The organism is Paenibacillus sp. MDV22-iso6 (assembly GCF_058408365.1).
Map to the genome: position 1 here is coordinate 107,496 of NZ_JBZVDZ010000008.1, position 22,428 is coordinate 129,923.

General features: G+C 47.3%; 24 protein-coding genes. 4 read left to right on the forward strand and 20 right to left on the reverse strand.

Annotated elements, in window-relative coordinates; genetic code table 11:
- The first annotated feature begins 134 nt into the window (after positions 1-134).
- The gene (locus AC4PM4_RS22200; RefSeq protein WP_491614603.1) at positions 135-467 is read left to right on the forward strand and encodes a type II toxin-antitoxin system death-on-curing family toxin; all 333 of its coding nucleotides are present in this window, start codon (positions 135-137) and stop codon (positions 465-467) included.
- An 89-nt stretch (positions 468-556) separates the two neighbouring features.
- On the opposite strand, the gene AC4PM4_RS22205 is transcribed toward AC4PM4_RS22200, so the two are convergent.
- Entirely contained in the window at positions 557-1,888 is a 1,332-nt protein-coding gene (locus AC4PM4_RS22205) for an MFS transporter (protein ID WP_491614604.1), read from the reverse strand.
- Positions 1,889-2,198: 310 nt separating this feature from the next.
- Between AC4PM4_RS22205 and AC4PM4_RS22210 the strand changes: the two genes are divergently transcribed.
- Positions 2,199-2,660, forward strand: coding sequence for a MarR family winged helix-turn-helix transcriptional regulator (locus tag AC4PM4_RS22210; RefSeq protein ID WP_024632985.1), 462 nt, complete (start codon positions 2,199-2,201; stop codon positions 2,658-2,660).
- 90 nt (positions 2,661-2,750) lie between these two features.
- On the opposite strand, the gene AC4PM4_RS22215 is transcribed toward AC4PM4_RS22210, so the two are convergent.
- From AC4PM4_RS22215 to AC4PM4_RS22235, 5 genes are all read right to left on the reverse strand, one after another.
- Complete coding sequence (locus tag AC4PM4_RS22215) at positions 2,751-2,933, reverse strand: hypothetical protein (protein WP_063567815.1); 183 nt, start codon at positions 2,931-2,933, stop codon at positions 2,751-2,753.
- Positions 2,934-2,967: 34 nt separating this feature from the next.
- Positions 2,968-3,456, reverse strand: a complete 489-nt coding sequence (locus AC4PM4_RS22220) for a hypothetical protein (RefSeq protein ID WP_063567814.1) — start codon at positions 3,454-3,456, stop codon at positions 2,968-2,970.
- A gap of 119 nt (positions 3,457-3,575) precedes the next feature.
- A complete protein-coding gene (locus AC4PM4_RS22225) occupies positions 3,576-5,084 on the reverse strand; it encodes an MDR family MFS transporter (RefSeq protein ID WP_079695914.1) in 1,509 nt (502 codons plus the stop codon).
- Positions 5,085-5,135: 51 nt separating this feature from the next.
- The gene (locus tag AC4PM4_RS22230) at positions 5,136-5,708 is read right to left on the reverse strand and encodes a GNAT family N-acetyltransferase (RefSeq protein WP_063567812.1); all 573 of its coding nucleotides are present in this window, start codon (positions 5,706-5,708) and stop codon (positions 5,136-5,138) included.
- A 197-nt stretch (positions 5,709-5,905) separates the two neighbouring features.
- A complete protein-coding gene (locus tag AC4PM4_RS22235) occupies positions 5,906-6,202 on the reverse strand; it encodes a hypothetical protein (protein WP_063567811.1) in 297 nt (98 codons plus the stop codon).
- A gap of 186 nt (positions 6,203-6,388) precedes the next feature.
- On the opposite strand from AC4PM4_RS22235, the gene AC4PM4_RS22240 reads away from it, so the two are divergent.
- Positions 6,389-6,877, forward strand: coding sequence for a GAF domain-containing protein (locus tag AC4PM4_RS22240; protein ID WP_063567810.1), 489 nt, complete (start codon positions 6,389-6,391; stop codon positions 6,875-6,877).
- A gap of 155 nt (positions 6,878-7,032) precedes the next feature.
- On the opposite strand, the gene AC4PM4_RS22245 is transcribed toward AC4PM4_RS22240, so the two are convergent.
- The 7 genes from AC4PM4_RS22245 to AC4PM4_RS22275 form a co-directional block, all read right to left on the reverse strand.
- Positions 7,033-7,848 (reverse strand): MerR family transcriptional regulator, encoded by an 816-nt coding sequence (locus AC4PM4_RS22245; protein ID WP_063567809.1) that lies wholly within the window; start codon positions 7,846-7,848, stop codon positions 7,033-7,035.
- A 368-nt stretch (positions 7,849-8,216) separates the two neighbouring features.
- Positions 8,217-9,641, reverse strand: a complete 1,425-nt coding sequence (locus AC4PM4_RS22250) for an aldehyde dehydrogenase family protein (RefSeq protein ID WP_090810322.1) — start codon at positions 9,639-9,641, stop codon at positions 8,217-8,219.
- Between the two features lie 90 nt (positions 9,642-9,731).
- Complete coding sequence (locus tag AC4PM4_RS22255) at positions 9,732-10,154, reverse strand: universal stress protein (protein ID WP_090810320.1); 423 nt, start codon at positions 10,152-10,154, stop codon at positions 9,732-9,734.
- A 19-nt stretch (positions 10,155-10,173) separates the two neighbouring features.
- The gene (locus AC4PM4_RS22260) at positions 10,174-11,391 is read right to left on the reverse strand and encodes an MFS transporter (protein WP_072734865.1); all 1,218 of its coding nucleotides are present in this window, start codon (positions 11,389-11,391) and stop codon (positions 10,174-10,176) included.
- A gap of 140 nt (positions 11,392-11,531) precedes the next feature.
- Positions 11,532-11,972 carry a helix-turn-helix domain-containing protein gene (locus AC4PM4_RS22265; protein ID WP_090999248.1) on the reverse strand — a complete coding sequence of 147 codons (441 nt, stop codon included), beginning with the start codon at positions 11,970-11,972 and terminating at the stop codon, positions 11,532-11,534.
- Positions 11,973-12,218: 246 nt separating this feature from the next.
- Positions 12,219-12,578, reverse strand: a complete 360-nt coding sequence (locus AC4PM4_RS22270; protein WP_161490650.1) for an SdpI family protein — start codon at positions 12,576-12,578, stop codon at positions 12,219-12,221.
- 100 nt (positions 12,579-12,678) lie between these two features.
- Positions 12,679-15,051, reverse strand: coding sequence for a heavy metal translocating P-type ATPase (locus AC4PM4_RS22275; protein ID WP_491614605.1), 2,373 nt, complete (start codon positions 15,049-15,051; stop codon positions 12,679-12,681).
- Between the two features lie 264 nt (positions 15,052-15,315).
- Between AC4PM4_RS22275 and AC4PM4_RS22280 the strand changes: the two genes are divergently transcribed.
- Positions 15,316-15,687 carry an ArsR/SmtB family transcription factor gene (locus AC4PM4_RS22280; RefSeq protein ID WP_064642445.1) on the forward strand — a complete coding sequence of 124 codons (372 nt, stop codon included), beginning with the start codon at positions 15,316-15,318 and terminating at the stop codon, positions 15,685-15,687.
- 139 nt (positions 15,688-15,826) lie between these two features.
- Here AC4PM4_RS22280 and AC4PM4_RS22285 read toward each other — a convergent pair whose 3' ends face one another.
- The 7 genes from AC4PM4_RS22285 to AC4PM4_RS22315 form a co-directional block, all read right to left on the reverse strand.
- Positions 15,827-16,987, reverse strand: a complete 1,161-nt coding sequence (locus AC4PM4_RS22285) for an AI-2E family transporter (RefSeq protein WP_063567801.1) — start codon at positions 16,985-16,987, stop codon at positions 15,827-15,829.
- A gap of 316 nt (positions 16,988-17,303) precedes the next feature.
- On the reverse strand, positions 17,304-18,338 hold the full coding sequence (locus AC4PM4_RS22290; protein WP_063567800.1) for an LLM class flavin-dependent oxidoreductase: 1,035 nt from the start codon (positions 18,336-18,338) through the stop codon (positions 17,304-17,306).
- Between the two features lie 164 nt (positions 18,339-18,502).
- Entirely contained in the window at positions 18,503-18,814 is a 312-nt protein-coding gene (locus AC4PM4_RS22295) for an ArsR/SmtB family transcription factor (protein ID WP_063567799.1), read from the reverse strand.
- Between the two features lie 147 nt (positions 18,815-18,961).
- A complete protein-coding gene (locus tag AC4PM4_RS22300) occupies positions 18,962-19,639 on the reverse strand; it encodes an NAD(P)H-dependent oxidoreductase (RefSeq protein ID WP_090810311.1) in 678 nt (225 codons plus the stop codon).
- A 267-nt stretch (positions 19,640-19,906) separates the two neighbouring features.
- Entirely contained in the window at positions 19,907-20,365 is a 459-nt protein-coding gene (locus tag AC4PM4_RS22305) for a 2-thiouracil desulfurase family protein (protein ID WP_063567797.1), read from the reverse strand.
- A 58-nt stretch (positions 20,366-20,423) separates the two neighbouring features.
- On the reverse strand, positions 20,424-21,683 hold the full coding sequence (locus AC4PM4_RS22310; RefSeq protein WP_491614606.1) for a hypothetical protein: 1,260 nt from the start codon (positions 21,681-21,683) through the stop codon (positions 20,424-20,426).
- On the reverse strand, positions 21,680-22,258 hold the full coding sequence (locus tag AC4PM4_RS22315; protein ID WP_090810307.1) for an RNA polymerase sigma factor: 579 nt from the start codon (positions 22,256-22,258) through the stop codon (positions 21,680-21,682). The genes AC4PM4_RS22310 and AC4PM4_RS22315 overlap by 4 nt, the downstream gene beginning before the upstream one ends.
- Positions 22,259-22,428: the final 170 nt, after the last annotated feature.

A 22,428-nucleotide genomic window follows, 5' to 3' on the forward strand; every position in this document is an offset into this window, starting at 1 on the left:
ATTATTGTAATCGAGTTCGTGAGGAATTGTTTGATCATTTTAAGCTTTTGTTCTTAAGTTGGATCATACTGTGAAAATACCTGAAAATGTGAGACCTGAAGTACTGGAAGCTTTTTTTGATGTTTTTGAAGAGGATGAATGACACAGCACAAGCTGGAGTGAAGAACTATTCTTTGTTGGACTCTGCTGTAAATAGCCCCCAACAAACTTTGTTTGGAGAAGATGCCTATCCTTCTATATTCGATAAAGCTAGTGCTTTATTAGAGTCTTTAGTTAAAAATCACTGCTTTCATAATGGGAACAAACGGACAGCTTATCTCGTGACCAAATCGTTTTTGATGTTGAATGGTTACCATCTCCAAATGGAACGTCAATTTGCAGTAGAGTTCGTGGTCAATATTGCAGAGGGAAAGCACTCATTTGAAAGCATCGCAACTATATTAAAGGACCATTCAGTCGTGCGGTAACATAATTTTATAATAAACAAAAGAAGCAGGGGTTCCGGAACCCCTGCTTCTTTATATTACAGTGAAAATCTCATATTTGCATACTCGTTTCACTCACCTGTAATCATGTAGTTTGCTGTAAGACTCCCGTCCATATCGTTCTTTTTTCGCCTACGAATCGCTACATAAATCACGCCAAGCAACGTCAGCAAAATGCCTGAACTGATAAAAGCCGGAATAACTCCGAATGAGGTCACCAGAAATCCACCTACCACCGGACCCATGATGTTACTGGCCGTCATGATGCTGCCAACCGTTCCAAACACACGCCCCGTCATGGATTCAGGCGTTTGCTCCTGAAGTAGAATTTGGAACGGAACAATGGCAAACCCAACCCCCACACCTGCCAAGGCAAATAACGATATCAGCAGTAAATTAGCGCCAAGACCAGCATGCGGCCATACTCCTACGATCATGCCTACTCCACCAATGACAAGACCCATCAATGATGTTACAAGACCCATCTTGATTACATGCCCCGCCTTCTTCCACTTCTGAACACTCATCGCTGCAATTAACGTCCCAACACCGCTAGCCGCGACACACCATCCGAGCAGATCACTTGAAATACCAGGAAGCTGCCTAAACAGGACTACCGTCTGGGAATCCGCAAATTGCAGAAACAGAAGGGCTGAGGCAAGCAGGACTAAAGAGGTACCCACATGAGGAAGAGATGCGAGCATGCGGATGCCTTCCGTTGTATCTTTCATAAACGTAGCTTTTTTACCTGCTGGAGCAACACCTGCTGTCTCTTCCCTTACTTGTTCTACGTTCTGATTCACAGATTGGATCACTCGTGCTCCAGGAATCCATAGCAAAATAATGCCTGAGATCAGAAAGGACGCGGAATCCAACACGAAACACCAGGTGATCCCAAAAGCGGCAACCAACAGCCCGCCAAGAGCCGGACCGATAATTTTGGACATCTGTTCAATCACCGAGCTGATGGACACCGCCTGCCCCAATTGCTCCTGCGGCACAATCTCCTTAAGCTTGCCGTTCTTGGCCGGTGAGAACACCACATCGAATAAAGACTTGAGAATAAGCAATACATACACATGCCAGATTTGATCCGCAAAAATGAGCCCTCCAACGATCACAATTCGCGCACCGTCTGCGCCGATCATCAGCCACTTGCGATTGACCCGGTCCGCCAGTGCCCCTGCAAATGGACCTGTAAGTAAGACAGGCAATGCTGCACAGAGCGTGGTGAACGTAATCTCCCATGGCGTGGCATTCCAGCGAATGCCCACCAGCGTAAGGATCGCAAGCAGGTGCAGCCAGTCTCCCAGATTGGAGATAGCCTGCGCAGCCATCAAAGTGATAAAAGATCGATTGTGCTTCAGGGGTCTTCGTTCCTGCATCGTTAATCCATTTGCCATCATTCTTCTCCTCCGCCCTCAACCCATTCATGATATGAATTTATTATAGAGAGCAGGCTGAGCTCCAACCTCCTGCCAGAGACGGAGAGGACGCGGCGCCTTCAGGATGATTTTCTCAGTACTTATTTTCAAATCTCATGAATGCTGACAATACGAAAAATGATTAAATTTTAATTGCTAAAAATGCAAATCTTGTGACATATCGCATGTTTTTCGTGCAAACAGATGCTTACAATAGAAATATGGCGAACCTTTGAATCGTCAAATGTAAATTCATCAACTCCAATAAATCTGAAAAGGCGGGATCAGTATGCTGGAATTACAGGAAATCGGAACCGAACGTTCTCTTCATCTGTACCGCACCTTGGCCCAGACATTTAAGAGCGTGAATGAACACGCTGTATCCGGAAGCAAAGTGCATGGCTTCAACCCCACCGCTTACGGGGTGCTCGAAGTGTTATATATGAAAGGAGCACAGCCCATTCAACAAGTCGGTGCACAGCTTCTGCTGCAAAGCGGGAATGTCACTTATGTCATTGACAAGCTGGAGCAAAAGGGACTTTTACATCGAAAACACTGTCCGCAGGACAGACGCATCATTTTCGTAGAATTGACCGAAGAAGGCCAGCGTACGATGGATGAGATCTATCCAGGCTACGCACACAAAATAGATCGTGCTGTCAGCGGTCTGAGCGAAGATGATAAGACATTGCTTTCTGAGCTGTTGGAAAGGCTTGCACTCGGTGCGGATCGTTTATCCGCAAACGGTTAAGGCCAGCCCCGTATCACCTGATCCAAACTAAAAATAACCGGTTCGCCTTAATAGGCGGTACCGGTTATTCGAATTTGTTTATTAATCAAATCAAAGGTACAGAATCCACATCAACACCGTGAGGACAGCGACAACCAATCCACCTGCAATCAGCAAATCGACAATGTAACTGGACAGACCTGAGCGGCTGTGACCCTCAATCTCTCTCTGAGTCTCTTCGTACTTTCTTTTGGCTTCATCTTCCTTGGACGAATTCAGATTATTGGGAAACATCACCCTCACCCCTACTCCAAATGAGATATCTATATTATCCTGTGCTGGTCTGCTGCTTCTGCTTACGAATTTTTTTCAAGATCCATCCCAGACCTGATTGCCACAGTAAAAAAACAAACGTTGTTGTTACTACGTATTGATAAGGGCCAGCATACTGAAAGGCATGCATTCTGTACACAAAGATGGAGAACAACAGCGCACTACCTACACCAAGAAGAAAATAAGCTACGATTGTACTTATTACCTTGGATATAGATCTGTTCATTTTCAGGGAAGCAAGCACACTGTCCGCAATTAACGATAAAGGCAGGGTCAGAAACAGAAGAAGAGCCAAGTTGATAAGAATGCTTATGATCAATGTATACCAGAAGGGATAGTAATATGTATGTTCCGCTCGTTCTGCCAAGGGAACATATTTCATGAGTCCGACAACAATTGAGAGCGAAATGCAAGTCATAATGACTGCCAGAAGCTTGATTGAAAAGGATATTAACCAGAATGATTGCAGCGATTGCTTACTCATCTTAACTCGCCTCCCATTCCATTATTGTAAATTATAGATAATCCCTTCTAGAAAATAATAAACAAAAAAGCAGCCAAGAAACAGCTGCCCTAATCCAATGAATTTTCTTTTCACTTCGTTTACTTCGCTGAAGCTTGTGCTTGTGGCGGAGTATCTGCATCTTCGGGAACGATTAGCCGTTTGCGCAAGGCCAGTGTCGTCACCCATGAGATAATGGCAATGACAAACATGATGACAAACAAGGAATGCAGACTTCCTTCCAACACGTTACGCAGTAGCGCCCATTTGTCATCCGATAGAGCGGCATCCGTATGCGGAGCAAGCAGTTGATTCAGGTCCCCATCCGAAATCCCCGCCTCTGCCAGATGCTGTTCGCTCGACAACGTTGAAATTCGGTAATTTAACCATGTGCCGAAGGCTGCTGCACCAATGGTTTGTCCAAGCGTACGCATAAAGGTATGTAAGGCCGTGGAAGATCCACGTTCTTTATACCCAACCGACGACTGTGAAATGATCGTGAATATTGTAAAAGCAAATCCGAAGCCGAGTCCGTAAATAAAGGTCAAAATAAACAGTACGGCTTGGGGTGATGTTCCACCGACCAAGAAGAGTCCACCCGATCCAATGGCAATCCCGGTTAATCCAATCACCGCTGTTAAGCGTGATCCAATTTTCATTAGCAGACGGCCAGCAAGTACACTACCAATCAGCCAGCCAACAGACATCGGTGCAAGCAGCAATCCTGATTCAGTCGCGTTACCGCCCCGAACCCCCTGCACCCATAGTGGCAAATAACTGGTTAGGCCAATCATCAGGGTACTGGTCAGTAGTCCGGCGATATTCGCCACCCGGATGTCCCGAATACGGAATAGATGAAGAGGTACCATTGGGGCCTGGGCTCTTTTTTCCACCACAAAAAATAAAATCATAAACAAAACAGCTACGATACTCAGTCCCACAATAATAGGAGAACTCCAGGCATAATACTGTCCACCCGCGGACAATACAAAGAGCAATGCTGTAATACCAACGGTAAAGGTCAACGCACCCATATAGTCAATTTTCGCGGTACGCGGAGACATTTCTTCCTTCAAATAACGGAACACAAACCACATCGCCAGCAGTCCGAACGGCAAATTAAATCCAAAGATCCACTGCCAGCCCAGATTGTCTACGAAATAACCGCCAAGCAGCGGTCCGGCCAGAGATGAAATGCCCCACACGGAGCTGATCCAGCCCTGTATTTTGCCCCGTTCTTCAAGGCGGTAGATGTCACCAATAATCGTAAACGTAACAGGCACAACCGCACCTGCGCCAATCCCTTGAATCGCTCTAAAAATAATCAGTTGCTCCATGTTCTGCGAAAGGCAGCACAGAAGCGAGCCTAATAAGAATAAGGCACAGCCTATCAGGAATACTGGCTTTCGTCCGTATAGATCACTGATTTTGCCAAAAATCGGCGTGCTCACAGCCATCGTTAACAGATAAGCAGTGAAAATCCAGCTCAACAGCTGCACACTTCCCAGCTCACTGACAATGGTTGGCCCTGCCGGACCAATGACTGTACCTTCAATTGCAGACAAAAAAGTCGCCAGCAGCAATCCCGCCAGGATGAAACTGCGGTTCAAACCTCCGGTTGTATTCACACAAACCCTTCTCTCTTCAAGTCGTTCTAATCTCTATTTATCTCTCTTACGCAAAAACTCATCGTACAACAGGGAATACATCACCATATCCTTATATCCGGTAGATGTATGCTGCACCTGACGCAGCAGGCCTTCCCTCGTGAAACCGCGGTTCGTCAAAAACTCTCCCGAAGCCACATTGCGCGGATCAACCAGCGCTTCAATCCGATTGAGACCCATCGTTTCATACCCAAACGGTAACATAACCGAAAATGCTTCCGTCATATAACCGTGACGCCAGTAGTCGCGCCCCAGTTCATAACCGATCTCCCCACGGAATGCGCCTTCAAGTTGCCAAGTGTTATATCCACAACTTCCGATGAGCTGGCCCGTCTCCTTGAGCTCAATACCCCAGCGAATCGCCTCCTCTTCTCCTGCCATATGGTTCAACAGCCCAATCATATCCGCAGCCTCACTTGTCCCGATCATGGGCGCCAAATTCATATAACGGGTCACTTCCCGGTCTGACCAGCAAGCGAACATCTGGGCAGCATCTCGGCGGCGCATTTTGCGCAGACGCAACCGCCCTGTCTCTAATTCGGGAATTCTCCCTTTGCATTTGTACATGAAAAGACTCTCCGATCCGATCTATCTCACAGACCTCATATTCAATAGCCATCTAACCATAACCTGCACCGAATGGCAACTGTTCACTCATCATGATCACGTCAAAAAACCGGGCCACTTCCGCTCCCGGTCTTGTTGTACGTATGGATCAACTCAAGTTTGCATCCTATTTCGGGATACCTTATCCAAATTTAAGTTCAGGCTGTAGACGTCTTCTTGCCCGTCCCCAGCAATTCCTCACTAACCCGGCCGAACACGGCTATGATTTCCTTAAACTCCTCAATGCCAGTCCCGGTAAGGCTCCATTGATCTCCATGGGCGGTCAGGAAGTTTTCCTGTGTCAGATGCTCAAGTTCCTGCTTGATCTCCCGTTCTCCAACGCGATACCCCCGTTCTTCCAATAGAGGCAATGCGTCGCTAACAGTTAAATCCTGATTTTGAGCTAAATATAGAAGATGAATTCGTACAAAAAGATTCTGTACCTCTGCATGCATAAGCCAAGCTCCTTCCCGGGTTGTAGCCCGCCGTGGTTGCTAAGTATTTACCCCACCCAGGAAGATGAGAAACAGGAGGAATATTCATGCCTGACCTGCCCTTTCCGAAATCCTCCGCTTGACTAACCGCAGGCTCTGCACTATCTTGAAAATAAGTACCATTTTTGCTCGGGAGGGTGATTCATCATGTTTCAAGCTGTTTCTTATGAAGGAACACGAAGCGAGCAGCAAACCGCCGTCCTGGGACAGTTAAGTGCTCTGATCCGCGATGAACCTAGCGCTATTGCCAATCTGGCAAACGCTGCGGCGTTGCTCAATGTATTTATGACCGACACCAATTGGGTCGGATTCTATCTGTATGATGGAAAAGAACTTGTACTCGGTCCATTCCAGGGACTGCCTGCCTGCATCCGTATTCCACTTGGACGCGGAGTATGCGGCACTTCTGCTGCGGAACGGCGTACAATGGTCGTTGAAGATGTTCATGCCTTTCCAGGCCATATCGCCTGTGATGCCGCATCGAACAGTGAAATCGTTGTACCCATTATCAAAAACGGCGAATTGTACGGGGTGCTCGACATCGACAGCCCGATCAAAAACCGTTTTGACGATGAAGACCGCGTCTTCCTGGAAAAGGCGGTAAGCCTAATTACAGAGCAGCTGGAATTATCCTAACTGCCTGAAATACCAACTTAAGCCGATGGAGGGTTTAACGACCTTACGATGATATGCAATAACAAAGAGCGCACTCCTCCTAGAGGATCTGCGCTCTTTGTTATGATTATTTTTCTTCACACCCATGTTCTGCTCGCCCAAGATACTTTATGCATCTAGGATAAATCCTGTTCCGCTTTAATCATCATCCCATCTCGCAAAAACTCGGCCAGCTTGGGGTGGTAGCCATCATACATCTGACGAAAATTTTTGTGCTCGACGTACAGATTGGCCAAATCCCGGTAAATCTCTGCTGTTGGGGTGTAATAATCCTTGATCCAATCCAGGTGTCTTCCAATAATCTGCTGTACTTCCGAGCTGCCGGGTTCTAACCCATCCTCAATAGCGCCCTGCAAGTCCAAGTGAATCCGGTCAATCTTCGCCTGTGAATCGAGAAAATCTTCCTTCGACTTCATCTCCTGCCCATCAGGCATTGTGGATTGCTCCGGTGAATTGGCGTTGTACTTCTGACTGTCCTCTGTCTGCATCCGTTCAGAATAGTCATTTTTTGACGCTTGGTCAGAGGTCGGTTCATTTAGAAGCTGGTGACGCCCCTTGTTGGAAAACCCGGCGTACAGTTCGTACTCATCCAGTTCCTGCTCTCCACGTAAGTAGGAGATGGTTTTATCCAGTGTTTGAATCATTCCGTGCAGATGAAGTGCCTTCTCCAGCATCTCGAGCCGATGCTGCTGCATAATACGGATCATGTCACGGGGAGTATCCCTGAGCATGGGGCCGATCTCCTCCTCCTCCATGCCTACTTCTTTACAGAACAGAATCTGCTGTAGTCTCAGCAGCTCCGGCTTCTCATAGTAGATATCCTCGTCTTGACCAACGAAGGCTGGATTCAGCAGACCTGTCTCCGCATACTGTCCCAATTCACTCAGACTTACACCGGACATCCCGGATACATCAACCATGGAATATGCCATTTGAATACACCTCCTGTCTGGCCTGTAACTCCTAGGTTCAGGCTTGTTCATACTGCATTTTATTTTAATTTAAGTGAGATATTATAAGACTTCCAACAATTCTGTACCCCCGTAATCCGTTCATTTCTCTGGATGGATACACAATGCTTCGGTGATATGAACGGCATCTAATTGGTACATTTGCGGTATGATAAGTATTTATACCCTCCTCATCAGATGTGAACCCGGGGTTAATAAAGAAAGGCTATGTATTTTTTTACGGTAAGGGCTGAATGTAGAAAAGAAAAAAATCCCGCACCCCTAACTCGGGCACAGGATCATCTTGTTCTATTTTATCTCGAATATCCGCTCGTCCTAGGAGTGGATATTTAATTCTTGTTAAACATGACAAACTTCAATTCCGTCATTTCCTCTACAGCATATTTAACACCTTCACGTCCCATCCCGCTCTGCTTCACACCACCATAAGGCATATGATCCACACGGAAAGTGGGAATATCGTTAATCATCACGCCGCCTGCTTCGATGTGGTCCGCTGCATGCAATGCAGTATGAATATCATTGGTAAACACACCCGCCTGAAGCCCGTAGATGGAATCATTCACTTGCTCGATGCCTTCTTCAACCGAATCCACCGTATTAATGACAACGATCGGGGCAAAGACCTCCTGACAAGACACCTTGGCATCCCGCGGAACGTTAACAAGCACCGTTGGACGTAATACGCCGCCCTCGGCTTCGCCGCCTGTTGCCACCTCAGCGCCTGCCTGCTTCGCTTCATCGATCCAATCCAGCGTACGCTGTACATCTTTGGATGTGATGAGCGCAGACACAACGGTATCTGGATTCAACGGGTCTCCAACCACGACTTTTTGGGCCGCTTCAGCAAAACGACGAATGAACTCATCCGCGATAGCGCTGTGCACATATATCCGCTGTAGCGAGATACATACCTGACCTTGGTAAGTAAAAGCTCCGGTCACACATCTCGGTACCACCTTGTCCAAATTGGCATCCGCGTCTATAATGACGGCTGCATTGGACCCTAGCTCCAATGTGACGCGTTTCAGTCCGGCTTTGCTGCGAATGCTGGTGCCTACAGCCGGGCTGCCTGTAAACGTAATATGGGCCACGTCAGGATGCTCTACAAGTACATCACCAATCGTTTTGCCGTCACCGCTCACTACATTCAATGCGCCATCCGGTAATCCCGCTTCCTGAAGCAAATTGGCAATATAATACGAAGACAGCGGTGTCTGCTCCGCAGGTTTCAACACAATCGTATTGCCTGCTGCCAGCGCCGGTCCTACTTTGTGAGCCACCAGGTTCATCGGAAAATTAAACGGCGTAATGGCTCCAATAACACCCAAAGGCTGCCGCATCGTGTAGCCTACGCGTCCTTCACCGCCTTTGGCTGCGTCCATGGGAACCGTCTCTCCGGTGAGCCGCTTAGCTTCCTCTGCGGCGAAACGATACGTTTCCACCGTACGGTCAACCTCGGCAAGTGCCGCAGTAATCGGCTTTGCTGCCTCCAGTGCAATGATCCGTGCTGCTTCTTCCTTCCGTTCTTCCAGCAGGGTGGACAGCTTGTAAAGGATGTCTGCACGCTGATGGGCAGGCATTCTGCGCATCTCTTTGCCCGCCTGAACTGCGGCGGCAATCGCCGCTTCCACTTCCTCAGCTGTCGCCGAGGATACGTCTGCCAGTGTTTCTTTCGAGTATGGTGCCTGAAGTGCTATATAGTCTACTGATTCGGTGGGCTTGCCCCCGATGAACAGATGTTGTTTTTTCATAGTTGTATCCTCCATTCATGTTTAACGCAGCGTTTTCCCATACCTATTTATACACCACTTTAGCATCATCAACACAAGAAAGTCATACCACTATTTCACAGTCATTACGGGACATGCTGCATGTTTCAAAACTCCGTGGCTGACACTGCCCACGACGATCTCAGCGAGCATGCTTTTCCCCGCCGTCCCCATCACAATGAGATCACAGTCTCTATCCTTCGCTACACGGCAGATCTCATTCACGGTATCACCAGCTATCAGCAACGTTTCATAATGAACAGAACGAGCGGCTAACAATTCATTAACAGGTTGTATAATATGCTGTCCTTCTTCTGCGATCCGTGCTTCCAGATCCACACCCAGTGCGGGCTCATTTAGCGAGATCGAAGGATTAACATGTACGATCATCAAGGAAGCCGGTTGTTTCAAACTTTCTGCCAGATCAACAGCTTGCTCCAAAGCCTTGTGTGCATGATCCGACCCATCGACAGCAACCAATATTCGTTTCAGCATTTTACATTCCTCCTGTTCATTAATGCGTAATGGCAGCATCGATATCGCGCAGATGTCTGCGGCGTACCAGAAGCACAACGACCCCGATCAGAACCATCAATGCGCCAAAATAAAACGGTGTCTCCGGCAGGAACCACTCGGACAATTTACCAGCAAGCCAAGGTGCCAGCGCACCTCCAAGGAACCGGACAAAGCTGTATGCAGCCGAGGCCACAGAACGTTCCACTGGGGCAGCTTCCATAACTGCCGTTGTAATCAATGTGTTGTTGATCCCGAGGAAAATCCCGGCAACGATAACGGCCACAATAACTGTTGTGGATGATCCCATTACCGTACCCACCGCCATTACCAGCAGATCAATGGCGAACAGGGTCAGCATAACGCTCATGGAAGGAACCGATCCGAATCGTCGTTGCAGTCTTGGTGCGACAAAGACAGACGTAATGGCCAGCATCAAACCCCAACCGAAGAATACATAACCAAGTCCGTGTTCATCCAGATTCATGACATAAGGTGAGTAAGCCATCAAGGTAAAGAAACCAAAGTTATACAGGAAGGCCGTGATCGCCAATGTTTTCAGTGAAGGATAACCCAGAGCTTTGAACGGATCGGACAAGGAACTACGCGTTTTCGGTTTGGCCATCTTAGGCAGCATAAACGTAATACTGATAAAAGCAATCGCCATCAGAACAGCTACACCATAGAACGGGCCACGCCATGAGATGGAACCCAGTTCACCACCGAGCAATGGACCAACGGCAATCCCCAGACCAAGCGCTGCTTCGTATAAAATAATCGCTTTGGCTGTCCCCGAAGTGGACAGTCCTACAATAGCGGATAATGCAGTTGCGATGAACAGGGCATTCCCTAGTCCCCAACCACCACGGTAACCGACGAGCGCACCTACAGTGTCAGAGGTTCCTCCGAGGAAAGAGAAAACAATGATCAGCAAAATCCCGCTGAGCAGTGTCCACTTCACACCAATCCGGCTGGATACAACACCTGTAATCAGCATGGCTACCCCGGTAACCGCGTTATAACTTGTAAACAATAAAGATACTTGGCTTTTGGATGCATGCAGCTGATCGGCAATCGCAGGCAGAATCGGGTCAACCAATCCCAGACCCATAAAGGAGATAATACAGGCGAAGGCTACTGCCCATACTGCTCTGGGCTGGGATAACAGACCTCCACGGGATGACGGCAATTCGTCAGGTAATGAGGGTTCTCTTTTCATACGTAATTCCTCCTGGTTCATGATTTATGTTGTGAAATAAATTTTGAAAAACAATGAAATGCTCATTTTTTTTCAGAAATATAGGAAAGAAAACGGCACAAATGACACCGGATCTCCCGGTGCTTATCGTGAAATACTAATTATGTGTCATTCTCGTGCCCTTCTAATCGTCGAATGCCGTTCTGAACCCGTTCACGTAATTCCTCAAGTTCCTCCTGAACGGCGTGAATACTCTGAAGTTTCTGCTCGATCAGTTGCAGCTGGTCATCCAACGTCGTTTCCATCTTGGTGAGCTTCTCGATCCGTTCTCTCACCTCAGTGGTCTGTTGGTAGTCAAAACGCTGTTCGTTCAGCGCATCCGCCGTTGCCACATAGGTATGTAGCTCCTGAAGCGAGAAACCAAGAACTTCCTTCGCCCGAACCACCTTTTTGAGATAATCGATATCTTCCCGGGTGTATAATCGTGTGCCACCGTCCGTCCGCTGAGGTGAAGGCATAACACCGATCTCTTCGTAATACCGAATGGTACGCTTGGTCAAACCACATTCCTTGGCTACGTCATCGATTTTATATAAACTCATTTCCTTCACCTCACTTTAATATGTCTATAATGTTATGTACATAATTATATATATTATTAACGTTAACGTCAACGTTAGATTTTGGACTTGAATATGTAGTATGTCTCAAACAAGGATAAATTATTGCAGTGGTAATTTTTACAATATGTTGTTAAAAGCAGTTCTCTGTTATCCTTCGCCTCTATAGGATGCAAAAAAGATCCGCTCGCGCGGATCTTCGTTCAGGTGCGATTTCATATTGTGTCTCTAAGCGCCTTGCTCCTTCTGTTCCTGTTGCTGGACACGCTGCATTTGCTTCAAACGGCCTTCGACTCTGGTAAACAGCCTGAATGTATAGAATCCTATAGCCACAAGACTTAGAACCAAAGCTCGTACATCCGTAAGCCAAAAACCGATTATGCCGAATACCGTAATAATCACACCAAACTGCATCATCAGATTGGCGCTATAACGTTGCGCTTCTTCCCATAACTCAGGATGACTCATTGCTCGCGGAGTACGATAACCATATACGCCATTAATCCTTTTCGGCGGCTTTTTGTACACCATTAATCCCAGAATGAAATAGCACACTCCGCAAATAATCCCAACTACTGCTCCTGCCACAATGTTCTCCCCTAACTCCATTAAAAATACACCACAGATAATAAAACAAAAAAACGGCTCTACGTATATACGAAGAGCCGTCCGGATCGTTTCGTAAAACTTAGATGTCCTTCACCCGCAGTACACGCATAGCGTTCAGGACAGCAAGCACGGTCACTCCTACATCAGAGAATACCGCTTCCCACATGGTGGCAATGCCGAACACACCCAGTAGCAGGAAGATCGCTTTGACACCCAACGCAAAACCGATATTTTGCCAGACAATGGTTCGTGTCCGTTTTGCAATCCGGATCGCACTTGCCAGTCTGGATGGTTCATCCGTCATGATGACAACGTCTGCCGCTTCAATCGCGGCATCTGAACCAAGCCCACCCATCGCTACACCAACATCGGCACGAGCCAGCACCGGGGTATCATTAATACCGTCACCGACAAACACCATTTTCTCCTTCGGTGATTTGGCAGCTTCGAGACGCTCCAACTGTTCGACTTTATGCTGTGGCAGCAGCTCAGCGTATACTTCATCGACACCCAGCTCACGCCCTACAGCTTCACCAACAGCCTTGGCATCCCCTGTCAGCATCACTGTTTTGCGGATATCGAGCTTCTTGAGTGCCTGAATGGCTGCCGCTGCATCATCCTTAACCTCATCGGCAATGATCAGGTGACCCACATACGAACCCGATTCGGCAACGTGCACCACTGTGCCTACGGTTTGTGGAGTCGTGTAGGAGATACCTACCTGTTCCATCAATTTGGCGTTACCAGCAAGTACTTCACGTCCATCCACACTGACCTTGATGCCATGCCCTGCAACCTCATCGTAATCATCCACACCTTGGGTCCGGATATCTTTTGCCCAAGCTGCGCGAATGGATTCAGCAATCGGATGATTGGAATGAGCCTCGGCAATTGCAGCAAGCTCCATCAATTCATCTTCGTTACGCCCACCTTCAGGGCGAATAGCTGTTACTTTGAAAACACCTTTAGTTAGTGTACCCGTTTTATCGAAAACAACGACTTTGACATCGTTCAAGGCTTCAAGGTAGTTACTTCCTTTGATGAGAATACCGTTACGCGAGGCAGCTCCGATACCGCCGAAAAAACCAAGCGGAATGGAAACGACCAGCGCACACGGACAAGAGATCACGAGGAAGACCAGTGCACGATAGATCCAATCGGCAAATGTCGCACCACTGAGCACCAATGGTGGAACGAGCGCAATCAACGCGGCGAGAATGACGACAACCGGTGTATAATAACGGGCGAATTTGCTAATAAAATGTTCTGTTTTGGCTTTGCGGCTACTCGCATTCTGCACTAGGTCCAGAATTTTGGATACCGTGGATTCACCAAAAGTTTTTGTTACTTCGATAGTCAACATCCCGTTTTTGTTCACGAATCCACTCAGTACATCACTACCGGGTTCCAGTTCACGCGGAACTGACTCACCTGTCAGAGCGGAAGTGTCCACCATGGAACGACCTGCCTTAACAATCCCGTCCAGAGGTACTCGCTCACCCGCTTTAACCAAAATGCGATCTCCAATACGTACTTCTTCCGGCGACACCCGCTTGGTCTCGTCTCCTGCACCAATCAGCATATTCGCATAGTCCGGGCGAATATCCATAAGCGACTGGATCGACTTCCTTGACCGATTAACCGCCAGCCCCTGAAACAGCTCACCGAGCTGATAGAAGAGCATAACCGCAACACCTTCGGGGTATTGACCAATGGCAAACGCACCGATGGTAGCCACGGACATCAGGAAGTATTCATCGAATACCTGACCGCGAATAATATTTTTGAACGCCTGGAGAACGATATCTCCCCCTGCGATCAGATAAGCGACAACATAGAGTGCAAGCTGTGCCCAGCCTTCCAGCGGAGACCAGATCGCGGCTGCTACCAAAATGGAGCCTACCGCCAGGCGTGCCAGCAGCACCTTCGTCTGCCCAGCGCCATGTTCATGTGAGTGTCCGGCATGCGCATCGTCATGATCGTGACCGTCCGCATGACCGTGATCATGTCCGGCATGACTTCCATGATCATGCGTGTGATCTTGGGCTCCGTGATGATGACCGTGGTCATGGTCATGGGAGTGACCAGCATGATCGTGCCCACTCGGAGTATGCTCATGCGTGTGAGCTCCGCTACCTGCATGTGCGTGCACATTGCCGTTAGCTTGGTTTATTGAATCTGCAGAACTACGACTGCCTTGTGATGATTTACCTTTTTCCGAAATACGAATATGCGGCTCCAGCCGAAGTACTTTGCGCTTCGCTTCTTCCACCACCTGCTCATCCATATCGGATGTGGTGTGCATGGATAAGGTTTTGGTCACAAAATTGACTGAGCAATCGGAAATGCCTTTAATTTTTTTGACGCCATTCTCAATCTTCAATGCGCAGTTCGCGCAATCCAATCCATCCAGCAGCAGTTCCCTTTTCACCTGTTCCTGTCCGGTTCCCATGTGAACTCTCCCCTTTGCAGTACGTAAATCAATATTATTATTCGTAATTTTTACGTTAAAATCAATATATGAGCAATCATTCATATGTTTTGTTAACCCTATTATATGCACGCTTAAACATGAGTGTCAACAATTCCGGTTGATTTTTCATACAGAATATGCTAATAGTAATCATTTCGCTTTAGACGTTTTTTGGATATAATAGGCTTATCGAAGAACATTTGATCAAATCAAAGGTTGAGTTAATATAGGTGGTGATAGGAAATGGAACAACCGGTTAAAGCTCCAGCCGATTGCGACGCGGCCTGCTCTGGAACAGAGGCTGACGTGCAGACCATTCGTGCTTCTCTCATGGATCGCGAGACCTCTTCCGAGATGGCTGATTGGTTCAAGGCTTTCAGTGACCCGACACGGCTTCGTATTATTGATGCACTGTTGCAGAAGGAATTATGTGTTCATGATCTGACGGTGCTGCTCGATATGGGACAGTCGGCCATTTCGCACCAGCTGCGATCACTCCGCAACATGCGGATTGTCAAGCGGCGCAAAGAAGGCAAGACCGTGTATTATTCTCTGGATGATACACACATTGAGCAGATTTTCCTGCAGACGCTTCAGCATATTAAACATGGCTAGGCATCAGCCAGCCTGTTCACACAACAAAACCCCCGCCTCTCGGCTGTTAGCCGATGGACGGGGGTTCTGTTGAATTAGGGCACCGTTTTGCCAGAAAAAGAAGTTTATCATGCTCTAGCTACGGGCTTGCCCACTTCGGTTACAGTAGATTGTTATTTTTCGGATCATACAGACCGGATCGTTCCTTGAACCAGTTGAAGATATGCGACACACATACTTTCAGCACTGCGTATCCCGGAACAGCCAGCAGAATGCCCACTACACCGAACAGATTACCTGAAGTCAGAATGACAAAGATAATCGTGATGGGGTGAATTTTGAGCGTTTTGCCCATAATCTGAGGTGAGATGAATTTACCCTCAATTAATTGCACGATCGTCCACACCGCTACCATCTTCAGCAGCATCACCGGGGAAGTGACCAGAGCAACAATCAACGCAGGCGTAATCGCAATCGCAGGTCCCAGATACGGTACAACACTCGTGAACGATGCGATAATCGCAAGAATCAGCGCATAGTCCAGACCAATAATCATATAACCGATGTAGAGCAGAATACCGATGCAGAAGCTAACGATAATCTGTCCACGAATGAACGAACTGATCTGGTGATTGATATCTTCCAGCACATGCATTGCACCTGTACGACTCTTGATTGGCAGGAAAGACAGAATTTTCGATGGAAGCTTCTTGCCGTCTTTCAGCAGATAGAACAGGATAAACGGAACCGTTACAATGGACAGCACCGTCTCGGTGAACGCTCCGAGGAATCCGCCCAATTTGTTCCAGGTCGAGTTCAGAATGTCAGTGGCTTTCTGGGAAATCGTGCCCCACCAGTCCTGAGAATTCAAATTGACTGTCTCCTGGAACTGACCGAACAGCTTGCTGCCCGTAAGCTGCTCAAACTGCTGTTTGACCGTCTCACTGTACGTTGGGAAATTTTCAATCAGACTCGTAATCTGGTTACGTACGACCGGAATTACCGCCAGTACCACGACTGTCAGGATGCCCCCGATAGCCAGATATAAGATCAGAATGGACCAGCCACGTTTGATTTTCCATTTCTCCATGACATCCACAATCGGATTCAGCAGGTAATAGAGAATACCCGACAGAATAATCGGCAGCACAATCGTCTTGATCAGCACCGCGAGCGGGTGCAAAACAAAGGATACTTTGGTAAGAACCATCACGTTCAGTCCTACCAGCAGCAGAATTAACAGAAAAAGGACAAACTTATTATTCAAAAAAAATCGCTTAAACCGATCCGGCCAAATGCGGGGTTGCTCGGGTTGCTCCATAGGCGTGTCTTCCTCTCTTATGTATCCTTTATCAAAAGCATAAGCTGTAAACCTGCATGTTTCTTGACTGCGCATAAAGTTGCTTGTACAAGCCAACATATGTATAACACATTGAGTTTATACGTATGGCGCTGTTTAACCGTTTCAAATTAGACCGGTAAGTTCATTTTACCCTAAAAAGAACCTTCTGCCCCATACAACTCCTTTGAATAATTTCCCTACCAAAAAACGGCTCGCCTCCGAAGAGACAAACCGTTAATATGTCAGCGGCATGCGAGCCTTTTGTTCACGTCCGCTGTTGAGTTTATGCTTTTGTTTATGCTTTTCCCGCCAGTTGAGCGATCAGCTCATACGAGTGCAGGCGTGCCTGATGATCATAGATCATCGACGTAATAATCAGCTCATCCGCCTGGGTCTGAGCAATAAATGATTCCAGTTGACCACGCACGGTCTCTGGAGAACCGTTCACAGCTGCTTTTAGCGTCTGCTCTACACCAGCTTTCTCACGATCTGTCCATTTGCCTTCCATATCGGCTGGTGGCTGCACCAATCCGGTTGTGCCACGAATAATATTCAAGAACTGCTGCTGCATCGTTGTGCCAAGCCATGCTGCTTCTTCGTCGGTATCCGCCACGACAGCATTTACACCCACAATAACATGGGGTTCCTTCAAGTAATCGGATGGTTGGAAGCTGCTCCGATACGTTTCAAGTGCAATCCGGGTGTAATCCGGTGAGAAGTGGCTGGCAAAAGCAAACGGCAATCCCAGCTGTCCGGCGAGACGAGCACTGAAATCACTGGAGCCGAGCAGGTAAATCGGGATATTCAACCCTTCACCGGGTACAGCGCGAACAGGCGCGTGATACGATGTAGCAGAAGCATCGAAGTATGCTCTAAGTTCAGCCAGCAATTCGGGGAAATCTTCACCACTGTTCAGGTCTTTACGCAAAGCAAGAGACGTACGTCGGTCACTTCCCGGTGCACGGCCCAGCCCAAGGTCAATACGGCCTGGATACAGTGACTCTAACGTGCCAAACTGTTCGGCAATAACAAGCGGCGCATGGTTAGGCAGCATGATTCCGCCTGATCCGAGACGAATGGTCTTCGTTCCACCTGCAAGGTAACCAATGACAACCGAGGTCGCGGAAGAAGCGATGCCCGGCATGTTGTGGTGTTCCGCTACCCAGTAACGGTGATATCCCCAACGCTCGGCGTGCTGAGCAAGATCCAGACTGTTGCGAAGCGCATCCGCAGGTGTGGCACCTACTACGACAGGAGCCAAATCCAGTATGGACAATTTAACGTCGTTAATAAGTTTTTTATGGGATGAAGCTGTGTTTTCGGTAGACATAATAGAAAGTTCTCCTCTTTGTTCATATTTTTATTTTTGTATATCCAGATATATAGATGTAAAAGCGCAAAAAAATGATGTGACAGAGCTGCTCCTCTAGCCGTTTACATCCGGACGGAATACCCGCCTGCACCTGCATTCTTGCTTCCGTCTCGGCGTCCGGCTTATAGCTCGTGCTGTACGTACTCGGCAAATTGACGAATGGTTTCTTCGTTGCGGCGATAATACGTCCACTGTCCCCTACGCTCGGAGATCAGCAACCCGGCTTTGAGCATAGTCAGCAGATAGCTGGATATGACGGATTGAGCCAGTCCGGCCTTCACCTGAATCGTTCCAACACATATGCCGCTCTTTCCTGCATCCGGATGCTGGGATAACTCCAGCGGTGGAAAGTGTTGCTCCGGGTTTTTGAGCCACAACAGAATCTGTCGACGTGTCTCGTTGGATAATGCTTTGAATATGAGTATAGGTTCCATGGGTAAGATTATACCGCCTTTCTTTCATTTTGCAAACCAAACAGACCGATTCAACGAACGAACCGGCCTGCCAATAAATACATGTGTATACGTTTAGAACTTGGTGTTGACCGTTTCTTTTACTTGTTCCAGCATGGACTGATAAGCTTAATCAATCCACTGCGTGATTTTATCCAAAGGCTGACGGGATTTCTCGCGTGGCGGATCTTCCGCCCGATAACCGAAGGCTGCCATGACGGAAACATCCCATTGTCCATCCTCAAGCAAACCTTCCTCTTCCAGAATACGATGTACGTCTTCATATCTAAACCCTTCAATTGGGCAGGAATCGATACCAATCAGCGCTGCCGCAGTCATCATATTACCGAGAGCGATGTAGGTCTGTTTGGACGCCCAGTCAAATAAAGTACGCGGGTTCTCAAGCATTCGTTGGTTCTTTTGAAATTTGCCATAAGCTTCACGGGTCAGCTCAAATACGTCATCCGGCATGCCCTTGATTTCTTTCAGCATATATTCCGCGTAAGACGAGTTATAACTCGCCTCAGACCGCGCCAGAATGACAATAAAATGGCTTGCCTTCGCCAATTGTTTCTGAGCCCCGGAAGAAACTTCGGACAGACGCTTACGGAAGTCCGGGTTCTGCACAATCAGAAATTTCCATGGTTCCAAACCAATTGAGCTTGGCGACAACCGTCCCGTTTCTAGAATAAACTCAAAATCTTCTGCCGAAATGATACGTGAAGCATCAAACTGTTTGGTTGCATGCCGAAAATAGTAAGCGTTCAAAATGTTTTCTTTCGTAATGGCTTTTGCCGAGAATTCCATATGATCTGCACATCCTTTTCTTGTTTATGTTCCTGTTTATGGTCTGAACTTGAATACCTGAGTATTATTTTAGAGTTTATAATCAAAATATAAAAGTACGCACAATAATGTTTCTTGGTATATAAAAGTAACTATTATTTCTAGCAAGGTTTTTTCGATAATCAAGTGCATGCCCTGTTGTAACAAAAAAACAAGTCGCCATGGATCTGCTGCTCCCCAAGGCGACTTACCTGTAATTCGTATCAGAGATTATTGTGATTACGACAATTATAACTGTTCCATGAACTCATTTTCCGAGATAACCGTAAATCCCTCTTGCCGCAGCAAAGCAGAAGTAACCCCTTCGCCCACGACTTTGTGGTTGGCAAAGTTACCATCGTAGATCATCTGTGTACCGCAGGAAGGACTGAATTCTTTAAGCACCACACAGGTGACATCCAGTTTTTGCGCCCATTCAAGTGTCTGATAGGCTCCTTTAATGTACAGATCCGTGACGTCATTGCCACTCTTCTCAATCACCTTGGCTGTACCTGCCAGCACATCCTTACCCGTACCGCCGATAATTTCAGCTGGCTCCCGCGGGGTGGAAAACCCTCCAAGCAGCTCCGGGCAGACCATCTTTGCCTGTTCCTGCTCCACAAGCTCCTGAATCTTTGCATCCAGACTCGCTGTTCCGTTGTAACGGCAGGCTACGCCAGCAAGACATGAACTCACCAAATATTTCATCGTTATGCTCCTTATGCTCCATCCATATATTAATTTAATTGTACCATATGTGTCAGGCCTAGAGGTCAATTCTTGTAATCATTGTGATCCGTGCATCGTCTTCATATCGAACCTTAAAAGTATTGTAGATCTTTGTCTCTGCTGAACTGAATGTGACCATTCCAAGCGTGTTAGGGTCTCTTTTTAGTTTATATTTATCAAGATCGATATTGAACATCTGTTTGATTATTGGTGCTGCATTCTGCCTGATTACACTTTCCTTCATGTTACGTAACTTCTCAAAGTAAAGCCCATACTCTTCCTCAGTTTCAAACTCTGGAATCCCCCTCTGGAAATCCATTACAGTGTATTCATTACTAAATCTCCCACCAATTTCTCTTACTAAGTACCGATCTCCAAAATATAGGTCCGTTGTATCTTCAAGCTTCTTGTCATTTTGTTTAAATATTATATCTTTCAAATCAGGTACGGGCTCACCAGACAAGGCTTCAATCGACATTCTGGCTTCTGTTATTAAATCTTGTGATACAGTATCTGAACTCACACTACCAGAAACGGATACTGCTTCATCCCTTGTCCATTCGATACTGCCACTGCCCCTACTATTCTCCAAAAACAATGTAGTGAACCATACCGGTTTTTCCTGACCCTGCTTCATTTTCACATAACGTCTGGCTGAGATCGGTTTTAGCGTAGGGTCACTGTTTATGCCTTCAAGCAGTGACGGTACTTGACGCAAATAACGATGCTCCAGCTCATTAGCTGCCATCTCCCTTCTCATCTGTACCTCACGTAGATTGCCTGTTGCCGCATCAAGCCAGATCAACGCATATTCTGCATCGCCTTCTTTTCCAGCCTCGACAGAAACTCTTCCAGAGACAGGCAGGTCCTGCACTTTGGTTATACGTAATTGTTTGCCAAGATAGTCTCGCATCGTGACGGCTACATTCTTTTTCATCTTGTCAGTGAGCAGGCTCATGCCGGCATCATCCGTATATTGCAGCGCTGCTGTGGGATATACTTTTTCAATTACAGGCTCCACAATCTGTCCGTTCCAAAGAATGACCGCCGCTGCCACGGCTGCAATCGTCGTGCACGCAATAACAGCTCTGCGGGAGCGAAGACGGCGTCTGTGTTGATTGGGCAGGGTGTTTTGCTCGGCGGACTTATCCCCAGCATCACTCATTGTTTGTGCAGATCCCGATTTGAGCCAGGCTACCTGGCGAAGTACGTTCTGCTTATGCTCCTCGGTAAAAGGAGACTCCGCAAACGGCTCCTGTTTGACTACTTTTTCCCATTCGTCATCCATATGTTTCATTCACTTCGCTCCTCCCACTGTTTCCGTACTTTGGCCTTCGCTCTGGACAGTCGCGATTTGACCGTTCCTGCGCTGATGCCCAGCATTTCCGCAATTTCACCCGTTGTAAGCTCATACTTCAGATGCAGCAAAAGCAATTCCCGGAATTTGTCCGGCAGAGCCATGATGATGTCCCAGATTTCATGAACGTGCTCCCTGCTGATCGCCTCGGCTTCGGCAGAGGGGTGAACCCATTTTTCAGGCTTCATCTCACCCATGCTCGTATTCACCTGTTCCGTGGGGAGTGGCAGTGTCTCTCCCCATAAACTGCTGCGAAAAAATCTGGATTTCCGGTATGTAAATGTTGTGTTCCTAGTAATGGTCAGCAGCCATGTCTTCAATGAGCATTCCCCCCGAAAATGGGCGATCCCAGAATATGCCCGGATAAACACCTCCTGTGACAATTCATCTGCCTGCTCGGTACTTTTGGTCAGAAAGTACGCGTAGTTCCATACATCGTTCCCGTACTCATCCATCATGCTGCTAAGTGTGTAATTGTCGATCGTCTGAGCGTGTGCCAGATATTGATAGTCCAACTGATGTTCACCTCACTTAATAAGACTACGTCCATTCGGATTTGGTTCCCAAACGGTTTATTTCTTCTCCCTCTCCTACAAAATAAAATAAACCAGCAAAGTCCAGATGTACTGAACGCGCTGGTCTATCGAGTATAAAACCCATAAACTTCATTTTGATGCCGAAGCTG

Coding starts and splice junctions, on each gene's coding strand:
- AC4PM4_RS22285 (WP_063567801.1), bottom strand. CDS start 16,987: ATGGAGCAACCCGAGCAACCCCGCATTTGGCCGGATCGGTTTAAGCGA.
- AC4PM4_RS22260 (WP_072734865.1), bottom strand. CDS start 11,391: ATGAAAAGAGAACCCTCATTACCTGACGAATTGCCGTCATCCCGTGGA.
- AC4PM4_RS22275 (WP_491614605.1), bottom strand. CDS start 15,051: ATGGGAACCGGACAGGAACAGGTGAAAAGGGAACTGCTGCTGGATGGA.
- AC4PM4_RS22235 (WP_063567811.1), bottom strand. CDS start 6,202: ATGCATGCAGAGGTACAGAATCTTTTTGTACGAATTCATCTTCTATAT.
- AC4PM4_RS22210 (WP_024632985.1), top strand. CDS start 2,199: ATGCTGGAATTACAGGAAATCGGAACCGAACGTTCTCTTCATCTGTAC.
- AC4PM4_RS22280 (WP_064642445.1), top strand. CDS start 15,316: ATGGAACAACCGGTTAAAGCTCCAGCCGATTGCGACGCGGCCTGCTCT.
- AC4PM4_RS22230 (WP_063567812.1), bottom strand. CDS start 5,708: ATGTACAAATGCAAAGGGAGAATTCCCGAATTAGAGACAGGGCGGTTG.
- AC4PM4_RS22220 (WP_063567814.1), bottom strand. CDS start 3,456: ATGAGTAAGCAATCGCTGCAATCATTCTGGTTAATATCCTTTTCAATC.
- AC4PM4_RS22265 (WP_090999248.1), bottom strand. CDS start 11,972: ATGAGTTTATATAAAATCGATGACGTAGCCAAGGAATGTGGTTTGACC.
- AC4PM4_RS22310 (WP_491614606.1), bottom strand. CDS start 21,683: ATGAAACATATGGATGACGAATGGGAAAAAGTAGTCAAACAGGAGCCG.
- AC4PM4_RS22240 (WP_063567810.1), top strand. CDS start 6,389: ATGTTTCAAGCTGTTTCTTATGAAGGAACACGAAGCGAGCAGCAAACC.
- AC4PM4_RS22245 (WP_063567809.1), bottom strand. CDS start 7,848: ATGGCATATTCCATGGTTGATGTATCCGGGATGTCCGGTGTAAGTCTG.
- AC4PM4_RS22255 (WP_090810320.1), bottom strand. CDS start 10,154: ATGCTGAAACGAATATTGGTTGCTGTCGATGGGTCGGATCATGCACAC.
- AC4PM4_RS22290 (WP_063567800.1), bottom strand. CDS start 18,338: ATGTCTACCGAAAACACAGCTTCATCCCATAAAAAACTTATTAACGAC.
- AC4PM4_RS22215 (WP_063567815.1), bottom strand. CDS start 2,933: ATGTTTCCCAATAATCTGAATTCGTCCAAGGAAGATGAAGCCAAAAGA.
- AC4PM4_RS22205 (WP_491614604.1), bottom strand. CDS start 1,888: ATGGCAAATGGATTAACGATGCAGGAACGAAGACCCCTGAAGCACAAT.
- AC4PM4_RS22250 (WP_090810322.1), bottom strand. CDS start 9,641: ATGAAAAAACAACATCTGTTCATCGGGGGCAAGCCCACCGAATCAGTA.
- AC4PM4_RS22305 (WP_063567797.1), bottom strand. CDS start 20,365: ATGAAATATTTGGTGAGTTCATGTCTTGCTGGCGTAGCCTGCCGTTAC.
- AC4PM4_RS22295 (WP_063567799.1), bottom strand. CDS start 18,814: ATGGAACCTATACTCATATTCAAAGCATTATCCAACGAGACACGTCGA.
- AC4PM4_RS22300 (WP_090810311.1), bottom strand. CDS start 19,639: ATGGAATTCTCGGCAAAAGCCATTACGAAAGAAAACATTTTGAACGCT.
- AC4PM4_RS22200 (WP_491614603.1), top strand. CDS start 135: ATGAATGACACAGCACAAGCTGGAGTGAAGAACTATTCTTTGTTGGAC.